Source organism: Mycobacterium sp. P7213 (assembly GCF_900604305.1).
Classification (GTDB): Bacteria; Actinomycetota; Actinomycetes; order Mycobacteriales; family Mycobacteriaceae; genus Mycobacterium.
This window is the reverse complement of sequence record NZ_UWOA01000028.1, coordinates 1-19,939: the sequence shown is the minus strand read 5'-3', so window position 1 is coordinate 19,939 and position 19,939 is coordinate 1. Positions and strand designations below refer to the sequence as shown.

21 protein-coding genes are annotated in these 19,939 nt (G+C 68.1%); 13 read left to right on the top strand and 8 right to left on the bottom strand.

Going from position 1 to position 19,939, the window contains the following annotated elements; translation table 11 throughout:
- Window positions 1-24: 24 nt before the first annotated feature.
- The 3 genes from EJK91_RS12430 (at window position 25) to EJK91_RS12420 (ending at window position 1,824) form a co-directional block, all read left to right on the top strand.
- Window positions 25-621, top strand: a complete 597-nt coding sequence (locus EJK91_RS12430; RefSeq protein WP_241178691.1) for a 5-formyltetrahydrofolate cyclo-ligase — start codon at window positions 25-27, stop codon at window positions 619-621.
- 108 nt (window positions 622-729) lie between these two features.
- The gene (locus tag EJK91_RS12425; protein ID WP_024442845.1) at window positions 730-1,107 is read left to right on the top strand and encodes an FmdB family zinc ribbon protein; all 378 of its coding nucleotides are present in this window, start codon (window positions 730-732) and stop codon (window positions 1,105-1,107) included.
- A 66-nt stretch (window positions 1,108-1,173) separates the two neighbouring features.
- Window positions 1,174-1,824 carry an SAF domain-containing protein gene (locus EJK91_RS12420; protein ID WP_125079076.1) on the top strand — a complete coding sequence of 217 codons (651 nt, stop codon included), beginning with the start codon at window positions 1,174-1,176 and terminating at the stop codon, window positions 1,822-1,824.
- Between the two features lie 6 nt (window positions 1,825-1,830).
- Here the strand turns inward: EJK91_RS12420 and EJK91_RS12415 are convergent, their stop codons facing one another.
- The 6 genes from EJK91_RS12415 to rpmF form a co-directional block, all read right to left on the bottom strand.
- On the bottom strand, window positions 1,831-2,262 hold the full coding sequence (locus EJK91_RS12415; protein WP_125079075.1) for a large conductance mechanosensitive channel protein MscL: 432 nt from the start codon (window positions 2,260-2,262) through the stop codon (window positions 1,831-1,833).
- 231 nt (window positions 2,263-2,493) lie between these two features.
- The gene (locus tag EJK91_RS12410; RefSeq protein WP_024442848.1) at window positions 2,494-2,988 is read right to left on the bottom strand and encodes a MogA/MoaB family molybdenum cofactor biosynthesis protein; all 495 of its coding nucleotides are present in this window, start codon (window positions 2,986-2,988) and stop codon (window positions 2,494-2,496) included.
- Between the two features lie 103 nt (window positions 2,989-3,091).
- Complete coding sequence (locus EJK91_RS12405) at window positions 3,092-4,513, bottom strand: S1C family serine protease (protein WP_125079074.1); 1,422 nt, start codon at window positions 4,511-4,513, stop codon at window positions 3,092-3,094.
- A gap of 55 nt (window positions 4,514-4,568) precedes the next feature.
- Window positions 4,569-6,017, bottom strand: a complete 1,449-nt coding sequence (locus tag EJK91_RS12400) for a HAMP domain-containing sensor histidine kinase (RefSeq protein ID WP_024442850.1) — start codon at window positions 6,015-6,017, stop codon at window positions 4,569-4,571.
- A complete protein-coding gene (locus EJK91_RS12395; RefSeq protein WP_024442851.1) occupies window positions 6,017-6,709 on the bottom strand; it encodes a response regulator transcription factor in 693 nt (230 codons plus the stop codon). The genes EJK91_RS12400 and EJK91_RS12395 overlap by 1 nt, the downstream gene beginning before the upstream one ends.
- Before the next feature lie 64 nt (window positions 6,710-6,773).
- Window positions 6,774-6,947, bottom strand: a complete 174-nt coding sequence (gene rpmF / locus EJK91_RS12390; RefSeq protein ID WP_024442852.1) for a 50S ribosomal protein L32 — start codon at window positions 6,945-6,947, stop codon at window positions 6,774-6,776.
- A gap of 325 nt (window positions 6,948-7,272) precedes the next feature.
- On the opposite strand from rpmF, the gene EJK91_RS12385 reads away from it, so the two are divergent.
- The 7 genes from EJK91_RS12385 to EJK91_RS12355 all read left to right on the top strand — a co-directional run bounded on the left by EJK91_RS12385 (window position 7,273) and on the right by EJK91_RS12355 (window position 16,418).
- Window positions 7,273-8,988 (top strand): acyclic terpene utilization AtuA family protein, encoded by a 1,716-nt coding sequence (locus EJK91_RS12385; RefSeq protein WP_125079073.1) that lies wholly within the window; start codon window positions 7,273-7,275, stop codon window positions 8,986-8,988.
- Window positions 8,985-10,133 (top strand): acyl-CoA dehydrogenase family protein, encoded by a 1,149-nt coding sequence (locus tag EJK91_RS12380; protein WP_125079072.1) that lies wholly within the window; start codon window positions 8,985-8,987, stop codon window positions 10,131-10,133. Before EJK91_RS12385 ends, EJK91_RS12380 begins: the two co-directional genes overlap by 4 nt.
- A gap of 82 nt (window positions 10,134-10,215) precedes the next feature.
- Complete coding sequence (locus tag EJK91_RS12375) at window positions 10,216-11,811, top strand: acyl-CoA carboxylase subunit beta (protein WP_125079071.1); 1,596 nt, start codon at window positions 10,216-10,218, stop codon at window positions 11,809-11,811.
- Between the two features lie 8 nt (window positions 11,812-11,819).
- Window positions 11,820-13,811, top strand: coding sequence for an ATP-binding protein (locus EJK91_RS12370; RefSeq protein ID WP_125079070.1), 1,992 nt, complete (start codon window positions 11,820-11,822; stop codon window positions 13,809-13,811).
- Window positions 13,808-14,974, top strand: a complete 1,167-nt coding sequence (locus tag EJK91_RS12365; protein WP_024443587.1) for an acyl-CoA dehydrogenase family protein — start codon at window positions 13,808-13,810, stop codon at window positions 14,972-14,974. Before EJK91_RS12370 ends, EJK91_RS12365 begins: the two co-directional genes overlap by 4 nt.
- The gene (locus tag EJK91_RS12360) at window positions 14,974-15,762 is read left to right on the top strand and encodes an enoyl-CoA hydratase family protein (protein WP_046300996.1); all 789 of its coding nucleotides are present in this window, start codon (window positions 14,974-14,976) and stop codon (window positions 15,760-15,762) included. The genes EJK91_RS12365 and EJK91_RS12360 overlap by 1 nt, the downstream gene beginning before the upstream one ends.
- A gap of 56 nt (window positions 15,763-15,818) precedes the next feature.
- The gene (locus EJK91_RS12355; RefSeq protein ID WP_125079069.1) at window positions 15,819-16,418 is read left to right on the top strand and encodes a DUF1707 SHOCT-like domain-containing protein; all 600 of its coding nucleotides are present in this window, start codon (window positions 15,819-15,821) and stop codon (window positions 16,416-16,418) included.
- A 143-nt stretch (window positions 16,419-16,561) separates the two neighbouring features.
- Here EJK91_RS12355 and EJK91_RS12345 read toward each other — a convergent pair whose 3' ends face one another.
- Entirely contained in the window at window positions 16,562-17,197 is a 636-nt protein-coding gene (locus EJK91_RS12345) for a TetR/AcrR family transcriptional regulator (protein ID WP_024443582.1), read from the bottom strand.
- Between the two features lie 68 nt (window positions 17,198-17,265).
- On the opposite strand from EJK91_RS12345, the gene EJK91_RS12340 reads away from it, so the two are divergent.
- A complete protein-coding gene (locus EJK91_RS12340) occupies window positions 17,266-18,180 on the top strand; it encodes an oxygenase MpaB family protein (RefSeq protein WP_024443581.1) in 915 nt (304 codons plus the stop codon).
- Window positions 18,181-18,194: 14 nt separating this feature from the next.
- On the opposite strand, the gene EJK91_RS12335 is transcribed toward EJK91_RS12340, so the two are convergent.
- Window positions 18,195-18,551 (bottom strand): hypothetical protein, encoded by a 357-nt coding sequence (locus EJK91_RS12335; RefSeq protein ID WP_125079068.1) that lies wholly within the window; start codon window positions 18,549-18,551, stop codon window positions 18,195-18,197.
- A gap of 181 nt (window positions 18,552-18,732) precedes the next feature.
- Between EJK91_RS12335 and EJK91_RS12330 the strand changes: the two genes are divergently transcribed.
- Window positions 18,733-19,044 (top strand): DUF2563 family protein, encoded by a 312-nt coding sequence (locus tag EJK91_RS12330; protein WP_125079067.1) that lies wholly within the window; start codon window positions 18,733-18,735, stop codon window positions 19,042-19,044.
- The coding region (locus EJK91_RS12325; RefSeq protein WP_444850817.1) for a putative alpha/beta hydrolase at window positions 19,041-19,939 on the top strand (899 nt) is incomplete at its 3' end. The genes EJK91_RS12330 and EJK91_RS12325, both read left to right, overlap by 4 nt.

Below are 19,939 nucleotides of genomic sequence, written 5' to 3'. Positions count from 1 at the left end.
GCCGTTGCTGACAGTCTGGTTGCCGTGACCGACGACGCGGTGGTGGCCGCCAAGTCCGCGTTGCGGGCGCGGCTGCTCGCCGACCGACGCGCGGTAACCCCCGCTGTGCACGAGGCCGAGGCCGCGGCGCTGGCCGAGCACCTGGAGCGCCTCGCGGGCGAGGCCACCACGGTCTGCGCCTATGCGCCGGTGGGCAGCGAGCCGGGCTCGACCGCGATGCTCGCGGGCTTGGCCCGTAGCGGCGCGCGCGTGTTGTTACCGGTGGTGCGCACCGAGGACGACGGCACCCCGATGGCGCTGCTGTGGGGCGAATACCGGCCCGAGCATCTCACCACCGCCCGGTTCGGACTGCTCGAACCACCGGAACCCTGGCTGGCCGCTGACGCGCTGGCCGAGGCGGACCTGATCGTGGTGCCGGCGGTGGCCGTCGACCGCTGGGGCGCGCGGCTGGGGCGCGGCGCCGGGTTCTACGACCGCTCGCTGCGGTGGCGCAGGCCGCAGGTTCCGCTGGTCGCGGTGGTTCGCGACGCGGAGCTTCTCGATGAACTGCCCGCGGAGCCCCACGACGTGCCGATGACCCACGCCGTGACGCCCGGGCTCGGTGTGGTGGCGCTGGGCTGACGTCGAGGTGGCCTGAGCACGAGTCCTGGAATGAGGAAGGCCACATGGTGGTTCTAGCACTTAGCACGGTAGAGTGCTAAGCCGATTGTTCGATCCACGGAGGTTCACGTGCCCACCTACAGCTATGCCTGCACAGAGTGCAGCAACCGCTTCGACGTGGTCCAGGCCTTCACCGACGACGCGCTGACCACCTGCGAGGAGTGCAACGGCCGGCTGCGCAAGATCTTCGGCAAGGTCGGCGTGGTCTTCAAGGGCAGCGGCTTCTACCGCAACGACAGCCGCGAAGCGGGTAAGTCGGGGAAGTCAACGTCCAACGGTTCCAGCAACGGCAGCAGCTCGGCCAGCTCTTCGGCCTCCAGCGACTCGGGCAGCAGTTCGGGCGAGAGCAGCACCAAATCGACCGACAGCGGCTCCACGTCCGGCGACAGCGCCAAGGCCAGCGCCTCCTCGTCGGCGTCTGCGAAGCCCGCGACCGCCTCGGCGTAGTTCGTTATCCACAGCCCGGCGCCCCGGCCGGCGATCCGTTGTGGGCCGGCCGCCTAGCGTGGCGCCATGGGCGACTCGCTCAACCCCACACTTGCCAGCCGGGTCTCGCTGGCACTGCGTCCGGACTGGACTCGCACCGTGCGCGCCCGGCGAATCACCGCCGGCGCTCTGGTGGTGTTGGCCGGCGTCACGGCGATGCGCTCCAACCCGCAGGGTGAACAGCTCGACGTCGTAGTGGCACGCCGCGACATCGCGCCGGGCACCGCCTTGACCATCGACGACCTTTCCCTCGAAAGCCGTTCGGCTCGAACGGTTCCCGACGGTGCTGCCACTGATGTGGCCGAGGCGGCAAAGATGACGCCAGCCGGTCCGGTCCGCCGCGGCGAGATACTCACCGATGTACGCATGCTGGGCCGCCGGCTCACCGAGGCGGCCGCCGGACCCGATGCCCGCATCGTGGGGGTGCATCCGGCCGACGCCGCGCTGATCGATCTGGTGCGCCCCGGCGACGTGGTCGACGTCGTGACGGCCGCCCCCGAGGATGTCGCCGGCCCGCCAGGTGCCGCTCGGGTGCTCGCCAGCGGCGGGATCGTGGTCTCGGTGTCGGGCAAGCACAATCAGGATGACCGGGTGGTACTGGTGGCGTTGCCGGCCACCGCGGCGGTGGCGGTGGCCGGCGCCACGCTCGGTCAGGCTGTCACGCTCACCCTGCGCTGATCCCCGCTATGCGGCGGTGGCGGGCTGGACGCTGGCGCAGAACTTGCACTTGTTGGCATCGGCGGCGATTTCGGACTTGCACTCCGGGCAGGTCTTGGTCGGTGCCGGGTCGCCGAACACGGTGGTCCCGCGGCGCTTCTGGATGTGCTTGTAGGGCAACACGATCAGGAAGTAGATCGTGGCCATGAACACCACGAAGTAGATGATCGCGGAGATGAATGCACCGAGGTCGATGAACGTCGCCTCGTTGCCCTCCGCCCCCAATTGGTAACCCAGCCCCAGCCCGGACGTGTCGGGCTGCGCGGCCGAGACCAGCGGGTTGATCACGCTGTCGGTGAAGGCCTTGACCAGGTTGGAAAACGCCAGCGCCACCACCAGACCGATGGCGACCGTGATGACGTCGTCGCGCATCAGGAAATTTTTGAACCCCTTGAGCACCGCAACTCCCCTTCCGTACAGATGCACTGCGAAGCGGCGCCACGCCGCCTACGGCGAACCGTAATAGCCGCCGTGGAGTCCATACGGGCGATTTCGCGAAGTCGAACCTCAACCGTGATGCGGCGGGATGTTGTCCCGCAACCAGCGCTCGCGTTCTTCAGCCTCTCGAGCGTCGTCGGGATCGCGTTCGTCCGACGACGACTGGTGCTCTTCGAGTCCGGGCATGGCCGCCTAGATCTCCAGACTGGACAATTGGCCGATGATCGCCGCGGCCAGCGGGTTCAGCGTCGCCATCCCGTCGCGGACCGCCGCCCGGGACCCAGCCAGGTTGACCACCAGGGTGCTGCCTGAGACGCCGGCCAGACCACGCGAGAGCCCCGCGTCGGCAATGCCGGCGGACAGCCCCGAGGCCCGCAGCGCCTCGGCGATGCCGAGGATCTCGCGGTCCAGCAGCTCGCGGGTGGCCTCGGGGGTGACGTCGCGCGGGGTCACCCCGGTCCCACCCACCGAAACGACCAGGTCGACCCCGCCGATCACCGCCGTGTTCAGCGCGTTGCGGATCTCTACCTGGTCTGCGGCGACGGCGACTACACCGTCGACCATGAATCCGCCTTCGGCCAGCAACTCGGTGACCAACGGGCCACTTTGGTCCTCATCGCCGTGGGCGGTGCGGTCGTCAACAACGACGACGAGGGCGCGGCCGGCGAGTTCTCGGGACTGCTCCATGGGTGCAACCGTATATCCGGTTACCGCCGGCGTTTCAGCGAGGCTCGACGAAGGAGAGCCGAAGCTGGGACCGCCGCATGAACCGAGCGGACCCAGCAACCCGTCACTGCTGCGCTTTACCCAGCGTGACCTGCGCGGTCTTGGATGCTCCGCCGGCGTCTAGGTAGGTCAGCGTCACCTGGTCGCCGGGCGCCTTGGAGCGCACCGCGGCCACCAGCGCGTCGGCACTGCCGATGGGGCGCTTGTCGAAGGCCGTAACGGTCGCGCCCTCGGGCAGACCGGCCTTGGCGGCTGCCTCCCCAGGCACCACCTCGACCACCTTGGCGCCGTGCAGGCTGCGCTCGCTGGTGACGCGTACCCCCAGCGAGGCGTGCGACGCCGTGTGGTCCGGCGAGTTGATGAGTTCATCGGCGATCCGCTTGGCCTGATCCACCGGGATCGCGAAGCCGAGGCCGATCGAACCGCTCTGCGCTTCGGCCGAATCGCCGCCCATGGTGGCGATCGCGGAGTTGATGCCGACCAGGTCGCCGTTCATGTTGACCAACGCACCGCCCGAATTACCGGGATTGATGGCGGCATCGGTCTGGATCGCGTCGAGCACCGTGTTCTGGTTGCCCGACTCACCACTGGTGGAGACGGGCCGGTTGAGAGCGCTGACGATCCCGGTCGTCACGGTGCCTTCCAGGCCGAGCGGCGACCCGACCGCCACCACGTTCTGGCCCACCCGCAGATCCGCTGAGGACCCGATCGTGATCGGGGTCAGGTCCGAGACGCCCTGCGCACGCACCACGGCGATGTCGCTGGCTGGGTCCGTACCCACCACGGTGAACGGCGCGGTGCGGCCATCGGAGAAGGTCACCGTGGTCCTCGGGGCGCCCTTGGGAGCTCCGTCGGGCTTAGCGCCCGGGTCCAGCTTGGTGCTCGGGTCGGGCTTGGCGGCTGCGGCGGCCACCACGTGATTGTTGGTCAGGATCAGCCCGTCGGCCGACAGGATGATGCCCGAGCCCTCCTCGGACTGACGGCCCAGATCGGTCTCCAGCATGACGACGCTGGGCACCACCTTGGCCGCGACCTTCTCCACCGAGCCGTCCGGCAGATTGACCGCGGCCGGTACGCCCGGGGCCTGAATGCTCGGCAGGTGGCTTCCGGTGGCCACCGGCTTGTGATCGGAGTGCAGTGCCGACCCGACCACACCGCCCATCACACCGGACATCGCCGCGATTGCTACCGCCCCCAGCACCAGGCCGGTGCGGGACCGCCTCGGCTGTGCCCCGCCCGGGCCACGCCCACCGGGACCGCTCGGAACACCGGGGCGACCGTAGGTGGCGTCGTAGGCGGAGCGATAAGCGGACTGCTGCTGACTCTGGTGCGGGGCGTAACGCCAGTCGTAGGGCGGCGGGTACGCACCTTGCGGGGGCCGGCCCGGGTAACCGGACTGTCCGCGTTGGTCCGCCGCCGGTGCACCAGCCGGGTTGGACCGTTCCGGTTGCTGAGACGGCGGGACGTACCCGGGGTAATTCGTCATGTTTTTTGCCTACTCCTAGGGACACGACTGCGGCGACGTTGCCTCACCACCATGCCTACGTGGACTGAGAAGCGCCTGTGACTGCTCCGACGGGTATTTCCGCCGTTGTGGGACCGCCGGGTAGCACCATCCGGAACGATGTCCCGGGGGGATGCCCACCGGGGATGGTCTCGCCGATGGTGATCGCTCCGCCGTGTTTGAGCACCACCTGTTTGACGATCGCCAGCCCCAGCCCGGATCCAGGCATGGCACGCGCGGAATCCGACCGGTAGAAGCGCTCGAAGACCAATTCCCGTTGGCTCTCCGGTATTCCCGGTCCCTCGTCCGAGACGACCATCTCCATGTGCGTCGGGTCGAGCTGCCGCATCCGCAATCCGACGACCCCGCCCGACGGGCTCCACTTGGCCGCGTTGTCGAGCAGGTTGAGCACCGCACGGGACAGGCCCGCCGCGTCGCCGTACACGTGCCAGGGGAGCACCTGGATGTCGAACTCGATGTCGTTGCGGCGCCGCCGAACCCGCTCCATGCTGCGGTCCACGACCTCGGTGACGTCGACCTGCTCGTAGGCGACCTCACGCTGGTCGTCGCGGGTGAGGTCCACCAAATCGCCTACCAGCGTGGACAATTCTTCGATCTGACCGATTGCGTCGGCACGCAGTTCGGCCATCTCCTCCTCCGGCAACTGCGGGGCGCCCGGGGCCGCGGACGCCATCAGCAGCTCGACGTTGGTACGCAGCGATGTCAACGGCGTCTTCAGCTCGTGTCCGGCGTCGGCGACCAGTCGCGCCTGCCGCTCTCGCGACTCGGCCAGGGCCCGCAACATGGCGTTGAACGCCTCGGTGAGGCGGGCCAATTCGTCGCTGCCGTATACCGGGATCGGTCTCAGGTCATCGGTGCGCGCCACGCGTTCGGCCGCTTCGGTCAGCCGGCCCACCGGTCTCAGCCCGGTTCGGGTGACCATGCCGCCGGCCACCGCGGCCACCACGACACCCACCCCGCCGACGACCAGCAGCACCCACCGCAGCTTCATCGTCACCGCACGGGTGGGCGCCAAGCTCTTGGAGATCAGCAACGTGCTGCCATTGGGCAGATGCACAGCCAACACCCGCTGACCGGACGCGGTGCGGCGCGACAGGAACAGCTCGCCGCGGATGACGGCCTTCTCCTGCTGTCCGACCGGCAGCCGCTGCCCGGGCTGGTTGGCCGTATAGATCGACCGGCCCGGGTTGACCAGCATGGCGTTGACGTCGGAGTAGGCGGTGCCTTCGATCGCCTTGCGGGGATCGGCCGCCAGCGAACCACTGGCGATCAGCATCTCCGCGCGGCTCTGTAGCTGGTTGTCGATGTCGTTGTAGAGCGCAGCCGAGATCACGGCGTAGACGGCCACCGCCATCAACACCACCACCAATGCCACCATCGACATCGCCAGCAGCATCACCCGCCAGCGCAGCGACAGGGAAGTCCTCTTCGCCTCTTCATCCTGTCGACGGCGGAAGGATTGCATCAGGGAGGAGTCTCGCGGAGCACGTAGCCCACTCCGCGCACGGTGTAGATCAGCCGCGGCTCACCTTCGGCTTCAGTCTTGCGGCGCAGGTACCCGATGTAGACCTCCAGCGCGTTGCCCGAGGTGGGGAAGTCGAAACCCCAGACCTCCTCGAGGATGCGGCTGCGGGTCAGCACCCGGCGCGGGTTGGCGATCAACATCTCCAACAGGGCGAACTCGGTGCGGGTCAGGCTGATCTGCCGGTCCCCGCGGGTAACCTCGCGGGTCACCGGGTCCAGCGTCAGGTCTTCGAACGACATCGCGACCGATTCGGACAGGTCCTCGGCGGTGGTCCGGCGCAGCAGCGCCCGCATCCGCGCCAGCAGTTCCTCCAGGGCGAACGGCTTCGGCAGGTAGTCGTCCGCACCGGCATCGAGGCCGGCCACCCGCTCGGACACCGAGTCTCGGGCCGTCAGCACCAGGATCGGCAGGTCGTCACCGGTGCTACGCAGCTGGCGACAGACTTCCAGTCCGTCCAGCCGCGGCATCATGACGTCCAGGATCATCGCGTCCGGACGATCGCTGGTGATTGCCTCGAGCGCCTCGACGCCGTCAGTGGCCAGCGAGACCGAGTAACCATTGAACGACAGAGACCTGCGCAACGACTCGCGCACAGCGCGATCGTCATCAACAACCAGTACCCGGGTAGCCATGGGTGCTATCCAATCATCCGAAAGGCGATCTGGAGGGTCAGGAGCCGGTCGTGTCGGAGCCTATTTAGCGGCGATCGAGGTCGATGAGGCCCAGGCGTGCGGCTTTGAGGAGGCGACGCGGCACCTTGTGCGCACGGCCGGCGACCGTCACGTTGACCAGGCCGGTTGCCTCAGCCTTCCACTGCGCGCGGCGACTACGAGTGTTCGCACGCGACATCCTGCGTTTCGGCACGGCCATGGTCGAGCCTCTCCTGTTGTTGGCATAGAGCCGCTCGATACCAGCGGCGGGACTATCCGAAAGGATAGCCGGTGACCAGCGTCGGCTCCAAAATAGCGGACCCGGCGGTTCAGCGAGGCTCGACGAAGGAGAGCCGAAACTGGGACCGCCGCGTGAGCCGAGCGGTTCAGCGAGGCTCGACGAAGGAGAGCCGAAACTGGGACCGCCGCGTGAGCCGAGCGGTTCAGCGAGGCTCGACGACGGGCCCGGTGCGGCTCGCCGCACCTTGACGCGACACCGGCGGTACCGGCTAACCTACCGGTTGGTTGAGGGATGGGATGTGGGGATGACACCAGCCGTTCGCATCGGTAACTGCTCGGGCTTCTACGGCGACCGCCACGCCGCGATGCACGAGATGCTGACCGGCGGTGAACTGGACTACCTCACCGGTGACTACCTGGCCGAACTGACCATGCTGATCCTGGGTCGCGACCGGATGAAGAACCCGGAGCGCGGGTACGCCAAGACCTTCCTGACCCAGCTCGAACAGTGCCTCGGACTGGCCGTCGACCAGGGCGTCCGCATCGTGGCCAACGCCGGCGGGCTCAACCCGGCGGGCCTGGCCGACGCCGTGCGCGAGCTGGCGCAACGCCTGGGCGTTCCGGCCCGCGTCGCCCACGTCGAGGGCGACGACCTGCTGCCGCGCGCCGCCGAGCTGGGATTGGGCAGCCCGCTGACGGCCAACGCCTACCTGGGTGCCTGGGGCGTCGCCGAATGCCTGGCCGGCGGAGCCGACGTGGTGATCACCGGCCGTGTCACCGACGCATCGGTGATCGTGGGACCCGCCGCCGCACACTTCGGCTGGTCACGCACCGACTACGACCAGCTAGCCGGTGCCGTGGTGGCCGGCCACGTCATCGAATGCGGCATCCAGGCCAGCGGCGGCAACTACTCGTTCTTCACCGAGATACCCACCGAGAAGTTGCTGCACCCCGGATTCCCGCTCGCCGAGATCCACGCCGACGGGTCCTCGGTGATCACCAAGCATCCGGGCACCGGTGGACTGGTCAGCGTCGACACCGTCACCGCCCAACTGCTCTACGAAGTGACCGGCGCGCGCTACGCCAACCCCGACGTCACAGCGCGCATGGACAGCATCGAGCTGACCGCCGACGGACCGGACCGGGTACGCATCTCCGGCGTGACCGGCGAGGCACCACCGCCCACCTACAAGGTGTCGCTCAACAGCATCGGCGGATTCCGCAACTCGACCACCTTCGTGCTGACCGGCCTGGACATCGAGGCCAAAGCCGAGCTGGTCCGCACCCAGCTCGAAGCGGCCATGACCGTCCGGCCCGCTGAGCTGCAGTGGACGCTGTCGCGCACCGACCACCCCGATGCCGATACCGAGGAAACCGCCAGTGCCCTGCTGCACTGTGTGGTGCGCGATCCCGACCCGGCCAACGTGGGCCGCAAGTTCTCCGCTGCCGGCATCGAGCTGGCGCTGGCCAGCTATCCCGGGTTCTGCGTTACCGCCCCGCCCGGTGACGGCCAGGTCTACGGGGTGTTCACCCCCGGCTACGTCGATGCCACCCAGGTGCCGCACGTCGCCGTGCACGCCGACGGCACCCGGGTCGACATTGCCGCCGCCACCCAGACCCTGCAGCTCGCCCCGGCCGCCGAGCCGGAGCTGCCGGAGCCGTTGCCGGCCGGCCCGAACCGGCGGGCACCGCTGGGGACGATCGCCGGCGCCCGCAGTGGCGACAAGGGCGGCTCGGCCAATGTCGGAGTCTGGGTGCGCACCGAGGAGCAGTGGCGCTGGCTGGCCCACACCCTGACCGCCGAGAAGTTGCGCGAACTGCTGCCGGAGACCGCCACGTTGCCGGTGACGCGCCACCTGCTGCCGAAACTGCGCGCGGTGAACTTCGTCATCGAGGGCATCCTCGGGCAGGGCGTGGCCTACCAGGCCCGATTCGACCCGCAGGCCAAGGGGCTGGGCGAATGGCTGCGCAGTCGCCATCTCGAGATACCCGAGCAGCTGTTGCCAGGAGGGGGACTGTGAGTATCTGGACCACCACCGAGCGCCTAGCGCTCCGCAAGACGGTTCGGGGATTCGTCGAACGCGAGATCCTGCCGAACGTCGACGAGTGGGAACGCACCGGCGACCTGCCGCGCGAACTGCACCGCAAGGCCGCCGATGTCGGCCTGTTGGGCGCGGGCTTCCCCGAGGAGGTGGGCGGCAGCGGCGGCGACGGCGCCGATGCGCTGATCGTCTGCGAGGAGATGCACCAGGCCGGGGCACCAGGCGGGGTGTTCGCCTCCCTGTTCACCTGCGGTATCGCGGTGCCGCACATGATCGCATCCGGCGATGCTCGGCTGATCGATGAGTTCGTCCGCCCCACGCTGGCCGGCGCGAAGATCGGTTCGCTGGCCATCACCGAGCCCGGTGGCGGCTCCGATGTCGGGCACCTGCGGACCACGGCACGCCTCGACGGCGACCACTACGTGGTCAACGGCTCCAAGACCTTCATCACCTCCGCGGTCCGCGGCGACTATGTCGTCACCGCGGTGCGCACCGGCGGGCCGGGAGCGGCCGGGGTGTCGCTGCTGGTGGTCGAGAAGGGCACGCCTGGCTTCGAGGTGTCACGAAAGCTGGAGAAGATGGGCTGGCGGTCCTCCGACACCGCCGAACTGTCCTACGTCGACGCCCGGGTGCCGGCAGCCAACCTGGTCGGTGCCGAGAACACCGGTTTCGCCCAAATCGCCGGGGCGTTCGTCTCCGAGCGGGTCGGGCTGGCCGCGCAGGCGTACTCCAGCGCGCAACGCTGCCTGGACCTGACCGTGGCGTGGTGCCGGGACCGCGAAACGTTCGGCCGGCCGCTGATCTCACGGCAGGCGGTACAGAACACGCTGGCCGAGATGGCCCGGCGCATCGACGTGGCCCGGGTCTACACCCGCCACGTGGTCGAGCGTCAGCTGGCCGGCGAATCCTTCCTGATCTCGGAGGTGTGTTTCGCCAAGAACACCGCGGTCGAGGCCGGTGAATGGGTGGCCAACCAGGCGGTGCAGCTGTTCGGCGGGATGGGCTACATGGCCGAGTCCGAGGTGGAGCGCCAGTATCGGGATATGCGCATCATCGGTATCGGCGGCGGAACCACCGAGATCCTGACCTCCCTGGCCGCCAAGACGCTTGGATACCAATCATGATTACTCCCCCTCTCCCCCGTAAGCGGGAGGTACCCCCACCGCATCGCTGCGCAGGCTCCGCTCTGAATCGTCGGGGGTGGCTATGACCACCCTCAAGTCCACCCTGGACCCCAAGTCCCCCGCCTACACCGAGGCGGCGTCGGCGCTGAACGACAAGCTTGCGGAGATCGACGCCGAGCACGCCAAGGCGCTCGCCGGCGGCGGACCCAAGTACGTCGAGCGCCACCACGCCCGCGGCAAACTCACCCCCCGGGAGCGGATCGAGGCTCTGATCGATGCCGACTCACCCTTTTTGGAGTTGTGCCCGCTGGCCGCCTGGGGCAGTGCGTTCCACGTCGGGGCCAGCGTGGTCACCGGAATCGGCGCCGTCGAAGGCGTGGAGTGCATGATCATCGCCAATGACCCGACCATCAAAGGCGGCACGTCCAACCCGTGGACGCTGCGCAAGATCCTGCGCGCCAACAAGATCGCTTTGGAGAACCGGCTTCCGGTGATCTCACTGGTGGAATCCGGCGGAGCGGACCTGCCCACCCAGAAGGAAGTCTTCATCCCCGGCGGCCAGATGTTCCGCGACCTGACTCGCCTGTCAGCCGCCGGCATTCCGACCATCGCGCTGGTCTTCGGAAACTCCACCGCCGGTGGGGCCTACGTGCCGGGCATGTCCGACCACGTGGTCATGATCAGGGAACGCTCCAAGGTGTTCTTGGCCGGGCCGCCGCTGGTGAAGATGGCCACCGGCGAAGAGTCCGACGACGAGTCGCTCGGTGGCGCCGAGATGCACTCGCGCACCTCGGGGCTGGGCGATTACCTCGCCAATGACGAGCTTGACGCGGTGCGGATCGGCCGGCGGATCGTGGCCCGGCTGAACTGGACCAAGAAGGGTCCCAAGCCCAAGCCGGTGACCGAGCCGCTGTTCGACTCCGAAGAGCTGATCGGCATTGTGCCCGCAGACCTGCGCATCCCGTTCGACCCGCGAGAGGTGATCGCCCGGATCGTCGACGGTTCCGATTTCGACGAGTTCAAGCCGCTCTACGGTTCGTCGTTGGTGACCGGCTGGGCACGGCTGCACGGTTATCCGATCGGCATCCTGGCCAACGCGCGAGGCGTGCTGTTCAGCGAGGAATCGCAGAAGGCCACCCAGTTCATCCAGTTGGCCAACCGCTCCGACACCCCGTTGTTGTTCCTGCACAACACCACCGGCTACATGGTGGGCAAGGACTACGAAGAGGGCGGGATGATCAAGCACGGCTCGATGATGATCAATGCCGTGTCCAACTCCAAGGTGCCGCACATCTCCCTGCTGCTGGGCGCCTCCTACGGCGCCGGGCACTACGGCATGTGCGGGCGCGCCTACGATCCCCGCTTTCTGTTCGCCTGGCCGTCGGCCAAGTCCTCGGTGATGGGCGGGGCGCAGCTCGCGGGCGTGCTGTCGATCGTGAACCGGGCAGCTACCGAGGCCCGCGGCCAGCAGGTCGACGAGCAGGCCGACGCCGCCATGCGCGCCATGGTCGAAGGACAGATCGAAGCCGAGTCGCTGCCGATGGTGTTGTCGGGGATGCTCTATGACGACGGTGTGATCGACCCGCGCGACACACGCACCGTGTTGGGAATGTGTTTGTCCGCCATAGCCAGTGGCCCGATCGAGGGGACGTCGAACTTCGGCGTCTTCCGGATGTGAGGACTCGCATGATCAGCACTGTTCTGGTGGCCAATCGCGGCGAGATCGCCCGACGGGTCTTCGCCACCTGCCGTCGCCTGGGCCTGGGCACGGTCGCGGTCTACACCGACCCCGATGCGGGTATGCCGCACGTGGCCGAAGCCGACGCGAAGGTGCGCCTGCCGGAGACCACCAGCTACCTGTCCGCCGAGGCGATCATCGCCGCGGCCCAGGCCGCCGGCGCCGACGCCATCCACCCCGGCTACGGATTCCTTTCCGAGAACGCCGACTTCGCCGCTGCAGTGCAGTCCGCCGGTCTGACCTGGATCGGGCCGCCGGTGGCCGCGGTGACCTCGATGGGCTCAAAGATCGAGTCGAAGAAGCTGATGGCCGCCGCGGGCGTGCCGGTTCTCGACGAACTCGACCCGGCAACCGTCACCCAAGCGCAGCTTCCCGTGCTGGTGAAGGCCTCCGCGGGCGGCGGCGGCCGCGGTATGCGGGTGGTCAGCGAATTGTCTTCCCTGGCAGGAGAAGTGGAAGCAGCCCAGCGCGAGGCTGCGTCGGCGTTTGGTGACCCGACGGTGTTCTGCGAGCGCTATCTGCCGACCGGGCATCACATCGAGGTGCAGGTGATGGCCGATCAGCACGGCACGGTGTGGGCGGTCGGCGAGCGGGAGTGCTCGATTCAGCGCCGCCACCAGAAGGTCATCGAAGAGGCGCCGTCGCCGTTGGTGGAACGCACCCCCGGGATGCGCGCCAAACTCTTCGAGGCCGCCCGGCTGGCGGCCGGCGCGATCGGCTACACCGGCGCGGGCACCGTGGAGTTCCTGGCCGACGAGAGCGGTGAGTTCTACTTCCTGGAGATGAACACCCGGCTGCAGGTCGAGCATCCGGTCACCGAGGAGACCACCGGTGTCGACCTGGTCGAACTGCAGATCGCGGTGGCCGACGGCGCTCGACTCGACGCTGAACCTCCTGCTGCGCAGGGACATTCGATCGAGGTCCGCCTCTACGCCGAAGACCCGGCCCACGGCTGGCAGCCGCAGGCCGGGCCGGTGCACGCCCTCGACGTTCCTGCCGTGGCGGCACAGTTCGAGACACTGGCCCGACGCACCGGCGTCCGGCTGGACTCCGGCATCGTGAGCGGGTCGACGGTGTCCATCCACTACGACCCGATGCTGGCCAAGGTGATCAGCTACGCACCCACGCGCCGGCAGGCGGCCACCGTGTTGGCCGGAGCGTTGGCGCGAACTCGGCTGCACGGCCTGCGCACCAACCGTGACCTGCTGGTCAACGTACTGCGCCATCCGGCCTTCCTGGACGGCGCGACCGACACGGCGTTCTTCGACACCCACGGACTGGCGGAACTGTCGGCGCCGCTGGCCGACGCCGCCACCGTGCAGACCAGCGCGCTCGCGGCCGCGCTGGCCGACGCGGCGCACAATCGGGCCACCGCGCAGGTATACGGCTCCATTCCCGGCGGTTGGCGCAACCTGGCCTCGGGTTTCCAGTCCAAGGGCTATCTCGACGACGCCGGGATCGAGCATCGCATCGAATACCGTTTCACCCGAACGGGGCTGATCGTCAACGGCAGCGAAGTCACCCTGATTTCGTCGACTCCGGGTGAAGTGGTGCTGGCCGATGCGGCCGGCGTCGCCCGGACATTCACCGTCGCCCGGTACGGCTCGGATGTCTACGTCGACTCCCCCGCCGGCGGGGTCCACCTGGTGGCGGTGCCCCGATTCGGAGATCCGGAGTCGGCGGTGGCGCAGGGATCGCTGCTGGCGCCCATGCCCGGCAACGTGATCCGGCTGGGTGCAGCCGTCGGCGACCAGGTGACCGCCGGCCAGCCACTGATCTGGCTGGAAGCCATGAAGATGGAACACACCATCAGCGCGCCGTCCGACGGCGTGCTCGTCCAACTCGACATCAAGCCGGGCGACCAAGTAGAGGTCGGCGCCGTGCTGGCCCGTGTCGAAGCGCCCGAATCACCATCGCAAGTACAAGGAGATCAGCAATGAGCGACACCAGCTTCATCGAAAGCGACGAACGGCGCGCACTGCGCGAGTCGGTTGCAGCGATGGCCCGCAACTACGGCCAGGACTACTACCTGGAGAAGGCCCGCGCCGGCGAGCACACCGACGAACTGTGGAACGAGGCAGGCAAACTCGGCTTCATCGGCGTCAACCTTCCCGAGGAGTACGGCGGCGGCGGCGCCGGCATGTACGAGCTGTCGCTGGTCATGGAAGAGATGTCGGCCAACGGCTGCGCGTTGCTGATGATGGTCGTCTCGCCGGCCATCAACGGCACCATCATCTCCAAGTTCGGCACCGACGAGCAGAAGAAGCGCTGGATCCCCGGTATCGCCGACGGCTCGCTGACCATGGCGTTCGCCATCACCGAGCCGGACGCCGGGTCGAACTCGCACAAGATCACCACCACCGCGCGCCGCGACGGATCCGACTGGATCCTCAAGGGCCAGAAGACCTTCATCTCCGGTGTCGACCAGGCGCAGGCGGTGCTGGTGGTGGGTCGCAGCGAAGACGCCAAGACCGGCAACCTGCGGCCGGCGCTGTTCGTGGTGCCCACCGACACCCCGGGGTTGAGTTGGACGCCGATCGAGATGGAGCTGATCAGCCCGGAGCGTCAGTTCCAGGTGTTCCTCGACGATGTTCGGCTGCCGGCCGATGCGCTGGTGGGCTCGGAGGACGCCGCGATCGCGCAGCTGTTCGCCGGACTGAACCCGGAGCGCATCATGGGCGCGGCCAGCGCAGTCGGTATGGGCCGCTTCGCGATCGGCAAGGCCGTCGACTACGTCACCACCCGCCAGGTGTGGAAGACCCCGATCGGCGCGCACCAGGGCCTGTCGCACCCGCTGGCGGCGAACCACATCGAGATCCAGTTGGCCAAGCTGATGATGCAGAAGGCCGCGACGCTGTATGACGCCGGTGATGACTTCGGCGCTGCCGAGGCGGCCAACATGGCCAAGTACGCCGCCGGCGAGGCATCGACCCGCGCGGTCGATCAGGCCGTGCAGTCCCTCGGCGGCAATGGCCTGACCAAGGAGTACGGCATCGCCGCAGCGGTCACCGCGTCCCGGCTGGCGCGGATCGCGCCGGTGAGCCGGGAGATGATCCTCAACTTCGTCGCGCAGACGTCGCTGGGCCTGCCCCGGTCGTACTGATGGACACGCTGGTCACCTACACCGGGCCGGAGCACACCGGCGACGGCTCGGCCCGGCTGACGCTGGACTCGCCGCACAACCGCAACGCGCTGTCGTCGAAGCTGGTCGCTCAGCTGCACGCCGGGCTGCGCGACGCGGCGGCTGACCCCGACGTGCGGGTGGTGGTGTTGAGCCACACCGGCAATACGTTTTGCGCCGGCGCGGACCTCAGTGAAGCCTCCGGCGAGCCCGGAGATTCACCCGGCGACCTGGCCGCCGACCGTGCCCGCGAGCTGGCGGCTCTGCTGCGCGCGATCGTCGAGTCACCGCGCCCGGTAATCGCAGCGGTGGACGGCCACGTGCGGGCCGGCGGCATGGGGCTGGTCGGCGCCTGCGACCTCGCGGTCGCGGGACCGGCCAGCACCTTCGCCCTGACCGAGGCCCGCATCGGAGTGGCGCCGTCGATAATTTCGCTGACGCTGCTGCCCAAGCTCTCCCCGAGGGCCGCGGCCCGTTACTACCTGACCGGCGAGAAGTTCGGCGCCGCCGAAGCCGCGGCGATCGGCCTGATAACTCTGGCGGCCGAGGATGTCGGGGCCACCGTTGCGGACCTGGTCGCCAACCTGCGCCTGGGGTCCCCGCAGGGGTTGGCGGCGTCCAAGGCCCTGACCACCGCGGCGGTGCTGGCCGGGTTCGACCGGGATGCCGAGCCGCTCAGTGTCGCGTCGGCGCGGATGTTCGTCTCCGACGAGGCCCGGGAGGGAATGCTCGCTTTCCTGCAAAAGCGTCCACCCAGCTGGGCCGGATAGGCACTTTGGCCAACCCAGCTTGCGGCAAACGCGGTTAGTCGTAGGCTTGGTATCCGATGAGGAACTCAAGCCGGCGTGGCCAAGACTCCAACGGCACCGAGTCGCGCGCCGCCGACACCGACCGGATCCAGTTGGCGCAGGTGCTGGGCGACGCCGTCGCGCAGGGGCAGTTGCCGATGAGCGAGTACGAGGCACGGCTCGCCAAGGCCTACGCCGCGCAGACCTACGACGAGCTCGACGGCCTGCGTGCCGACCTGCCGGGCTCCTCGGTGTGCCCGCACCGCGGTGGGGACTGCAAGCCCGCGCCGTCGACGTTGCTGCTGGCGATCATGAGTTCCTTCGAGCGGCGCGGTCGGTGGAACGTGCCCAAGCGGCTGACCACCTTCTCACTGTGGGGCGGCGGCGTCATCGACCTGCGTTACGCCGATTTCACCTCGCCGGACGTCGAGATCAACGCCTACTCCATCATGGGCGGGCAGACCATACTGCTGCCGCCGGAGGTCAACGTCGACATCCACGGTTACGGCGTGATGGGCGGCTTCGACCGGCAGGTCGAAGGCACCGGCACCCCCGGGGCACCCACGGTCAAGGTGCGTGGCTTCTCGTTGTGGGGCGGAGTCGGCATCCGGCGGAAGAACCGCAAACCTCGCGGCTGACACCGCGCGCAGCGGGCCGTCGCCATCCCGCCTAGCGGTGGTCGCAAGCGCGGCGAAGCCGGGCGCAGCGGGCCACCGCCATCCCGCCTAGCGGTGGTCGCAAGCGCGGCGAAGCCGCGCGCAGCGGGCCGTCGCCATCCCGCCTAGCTCCGAAACAGGGCCGGATCGTCGAGCTGGCCCAGTAGAGCGGTCAGCTGGTCCACCAGTTCCTCCGGCGCCAGTTTCACGTCACCGGCCAGCCAGGCACTGATTGTCTGGGCCACCCCGCCGACCATGAAGTGCGCCGCCGCCTTGATCCGATCGTTGCCCGGGACCCGTAAAACGTTCTGCACGTAGCGTCCGGACAACATCGCGAACAGCGCACTGGACTCGGCACGCTTGCGCACCAGCAACGCGTTGGTCAGCTGCGTGCTGAACAGAATCTGGCCGATGCGGACGTCCCCGGCGATGGCAGACACCAGGTGGGCCATGCCGGCCCGGGTCTGCTCGGCATAGGGCACCGCGGCCACCGCGGCCTGGGTGCTGGTCGCCAGGTCACCGACCACCCAGTCGAACACTGCGGCCACGAACTCGTCCTTGTCGGCAAAGCTCTCGTAGAAATACCGGGACGCCACACCGGCCCGATGGCAGATCCCTCGCACGGTCAACTCGATCAATTCACGGGCCCCCAGCAGGTCGAGCCCGGCCGCCAGCAGGCGTTCCCGGCGCTCGGCCAGCCGATCGGCTGCTTGCACACCTCGGTAGGGGCGCTCGGGAACGGCGGAAACCACGCTCACCATCTTGACACCGGGCCCACAGCTGGGCAATATCAGGAAACCGACGTTTCCAGTTACAGCGAGGTGCAGTAATGACAATCAGCGAGCCGGTTCCCCTGGTGGAGCGTGCGGTCAACGACTCACTGGATGCGCACCCCGCCCCGCGTCGGCGTTCCTGGCTGCCGCAGGTCAGCTGCAAAGACAACATGATGATGGGCGTGGCGTTGTTGGCCGGGCCCGCCAACGTGATCATGCAACTGGGCCGGCCCGGCGTCGGCTACGGCGTGATGGAGAGCAAAGTCGAAAGCGGCCGGGTGGACCTGCATCCGATAAAGCGAGCTCGCACCACGTTCACCTATCTGGTGGTTTCCACCCAGGGCAACGACGTGCAGAAGGCCGCCTTCCGCGAAGCGGTCAACAGTGCGCACCGACAGGTTCGATCCACCGCCGACAGCCCGGTGAAGTACAACGCATTCGACCGTGACCTGCAGCTGTGGGTCGGAGCCTGCCTCTACAAGGGCAACGTCGACATCCACCGCATCTTCCTCGGCGAGATGGACGACGAGCATGCCGACCGGCATTACCACAACGAGGGCAAGGCAATGGCCACCATGCTGCAGGTGCCCGAGGACATGTGGCCCGCCGACCGGGCGGCCTTCGACCAGTACTGGCAGGAGCAACTGGACAAGGTCCACATCGACGACGCTGTCCGCGAATACCTGAAACCGATCGCGGCGGCCCGGCTGCGGGGCCTGACCCTGCCCGGCCCGTTGCAGCGGGCGAATGAACGGCTGGCGCTACTCATCACCACCGGTTTCCTCCCGCAGCGCTTCCGCGACGAAATGCAACTGCCGTGGGACGCCGACAAGCAACGCCGGTTCGACCGGCTGATGGGCGCTCTTCGGGAAGTCAACAATGTGCTGCCGCAGTTCTTGCGCGGCTTCCCGTTCAACCTGATCCTGTGGGACCTCGACCGTCGTATCCGCGCCGGTCGCCCGCTGGTGTGACCGGGCCGCTGCCGTCAGGCGTTCTTGGTCAACACCCACCAAATGGTGGTTGACGAGCCGGCCAGTTTCCCGGCCAGGGTCTTCTGGTCGAAGGAATGGGTCAGCCTCCCGTCATCGATGGTCCATACCCACCTGTTGCCCTCGAGGTGAGCTTCCTTGTCCCAGCCGATGGCGGTGTCGCGAACGTTGAGACAGCCTGGGCCGCACGGCGCCAAGAACCAGGTATAGGCCGACCCGGCCCGGACTATTCCGGCGCCGTCGGTAACGGTCATGGTGTAGGAACCCAACAGCGGTCCCGGCTCGCTCGGGCTGAACATCTCGGCGGCGGTGCCGACCAGGGCCGCCGCGACGAAAACATCTTTGAAGCCCACAGCTGCCACTCCTTCCCTCTCGGCCTTGCCCGGATCCGCTAGGTCGAACCTAGGATTCGCCCCCACCGCGGCGAAACAGGGTTTTCCCTTGCTTCTGGCCGAAGCTCTGCGGGTGAATTGACGGTTCAGCCCCCGTCGGTAGGCTTTGACCTCGACACAAGCGGATGGAAGGTGGCAGGCGATGCACGTCGACCCCCATGTGTTGCGCACCGGAGCAAACGTGTCCGACGATGCCGGCGCGCACGCCAATGACGGTGCTCAGCGCCTCGACGTGGCCGGCGTGACCGCCAAGATGTTCGGCGATTTCGATGACGCTCACGGTTTCCAGGCGGCGCTCGGCAGCGCCAAAGACAGTCATCGCGATGCCCTGCACAGCCACCACCAGAACCTCACCGGCATCGCCGAGAACGTGCGCACCGCCGCCGCCGGCTTCACCGAGATGGACAACCACAACGCCCAACTGTTGCGAGACGTCGCCGGCCCCCGACAGTGAGTCGTCCCTCCCTGCAGCACCTGCATGTCGACGACCTCGTCGCGCAGGCTGGTGGTGATCCGTGGGCGATCGATGACAGTCTGCAGGCCGGCAGCCCCACCCAGATCAACTTCCTGGCCCAGTCCTTCCACTCTGCCGCCGGTTCGGCCACCGCCGCCGAAGACTCCTTCCGCACCGCCCAAGACCACTTCGCCCAGTACAACCGCGAAAACGGCGAGCAGCCCATCAACAACGGCGCCGAAGTCCAGCGCGTCAAAGACAGCCTGCACGCCACCAACGAGCAGCTCGGCCAGATCGCCGCTGACCTGGAGACCATCGCCGCCGCTCTGGCTCAGGCCCGCGCGACCTCGCGGGGCAACGTCAAGTCACTCAATGAGAACCTGCAGACCGCCGACTATCTGATCGGCCACTACCTCGACCTGGAGAGCCAGGGCCTGGATCGCGATGCCGATATCGAGGAGGTTCGCCGGGCAGCCAAGGCCGACACCGAGACGGCCCTGCACAACGAGACGTTCTTCCGCAATGACTACTCCAAGACGCTGAAACAGGCCCTGACCAACCTGCGGGTCAAGGACGGCTACGACCCGGACGTCGTGGTACGCAAGTTCGACGCCGACAGCGAGCCTGCAGCCGACGACGGCGTTCCGGGGACCGCCGGCTCAGCTGACGGCACGCCCAACGGCCAAGCCGGGCAGACACCGCCGGCAGGCGGTACCCCGACGGGAGCCGATGGTGGCACTGGCGGCGCCAACGGCCAAGCTCCCGGAACGCCGGACGGCAAGGCCGGCGACGGCGGCGCCGGGGCCACCCCGCCGTCGGTGCCACCGGGCACGCCCGTGATGGTCCCCGGGTCACTACCGCCGCCCACCCCACCCACCCAGATCAACGGCAAATT

What these genes read in the sequence shown, in the direction of transcription:
- EJK91_RS12420 (WP_125079076.1), top strand. Translation starts at nt 1,174, where the DNA reads ATGGGCGACTCGCTCAACCCCACACTTGCCAGCCGGGTCTCGCTGGCA.
- EJK91_RS12410 (WP_024442848.1), bottom strand. Translation starts at nt 2,988, where the DNA reads ATGGAGCAGTCCCGAGAACTCGCCGGCCGCGCCCTCGTCGTCGTTGTT.
- EJK91_RS12405 (WP_125079074.1), bottom strand. Translation starts at nt 4,513, where the DNA reads ATGACGAATTACCCCGGGTACGTCCCGCCGTCTCAGCAACCGGAACGG.
- EJK91_RS12400 (WP_024442850.1), bottom strand. Translation starts at nt 6,017, where the DNA reads ATGCAATCCTTCCGCCGTCGACAGGATGAAGAGGCGAAGAGGACTTCC.
- EJK91_RS12395 (WP_024442851.1), bottom strand. Translation starts at nt 6,709, where the DNA reads ATGGCTACCCGGGTACTGGTTGTTGATGACGATCGCGCTGTGCGCGAG.
- rpmF (WP_024442852.1), bottom strand. Translation starts at nt 6,947, where the DNA reads ATGGCCGTGCCGAAACGCAGGATGTCGCGTGCGAACACTCGTAGTCGC.
- EJK91_RS12385 (WP_125079073.1), top strand. Translation starts at nt 7,273, where the DNA reads ATGACACCAGCCGTTCGCATCGGTAACTGCTCGGGCTTCTACGGCGAC.
- EJK91_RS12375 (WP_125079071.1), top strand. Translation starts at nt 10,216, where the DNA reads ATGACCACCCTCAAGTCCACCCTGGACCCCAAGTCCCCCGCCTACACC.
- EJK91_RS12370 (WP_125079070.1), top strand. Translation starts at nt 11,820, where the DNA reads ATGATCAGCACTGTTCTGGTGGCCAATCGCGGCGAGATCGCCCGACGG.
- EJK91_RS12365 (WP_024443587.1), top strand. Translation starts at nt 13,808, where the DNA reads ATGAGCGACACCAGCTTCATCGAAAGCGACGAACGGCGCGCACTGCGC.
- EJK91_RS12360 (WP_046300996.1), top strand. Translation starts at nt 14,974, where the DNA reads ATGGACACGCTGGTCACCTACACCGGGCCGGAGCACACCGGCGACGGC.
- EJK91_RS12355 (WP_125079069.1), top strand. Translation starts at nt 15,819, where the DNA reads ATGAGGAACTCAAGCCGGCGTGGCCAAGACTCCAACGGCACCGAGTCG.
- EJK91_RS12345 (WP_024443582.1), bottom strand. Translation starts at nt 17,197, where the DNA reads ATGGTGAGCGTGGTTTCCGCCGTTCCCGAGCGCCCCTACCGAGGTGTG.
- EJK91_RS12340 (WP_024443581.1), top strand. Translation starts at nt 17,266, where the DNA reads ATGACAATCAGCGAGCCGGTTCCCCTGGTGGAGCGTGCGGTCAACGAC.
- EJK91_RS12330 (WP_125079067.1), top strand. Translation starts at nt 18,733, where the DNA reads ATGCACGTCGACCCCCATGTGTTGCGCACCGGAGCAAACGTGTCCGAC.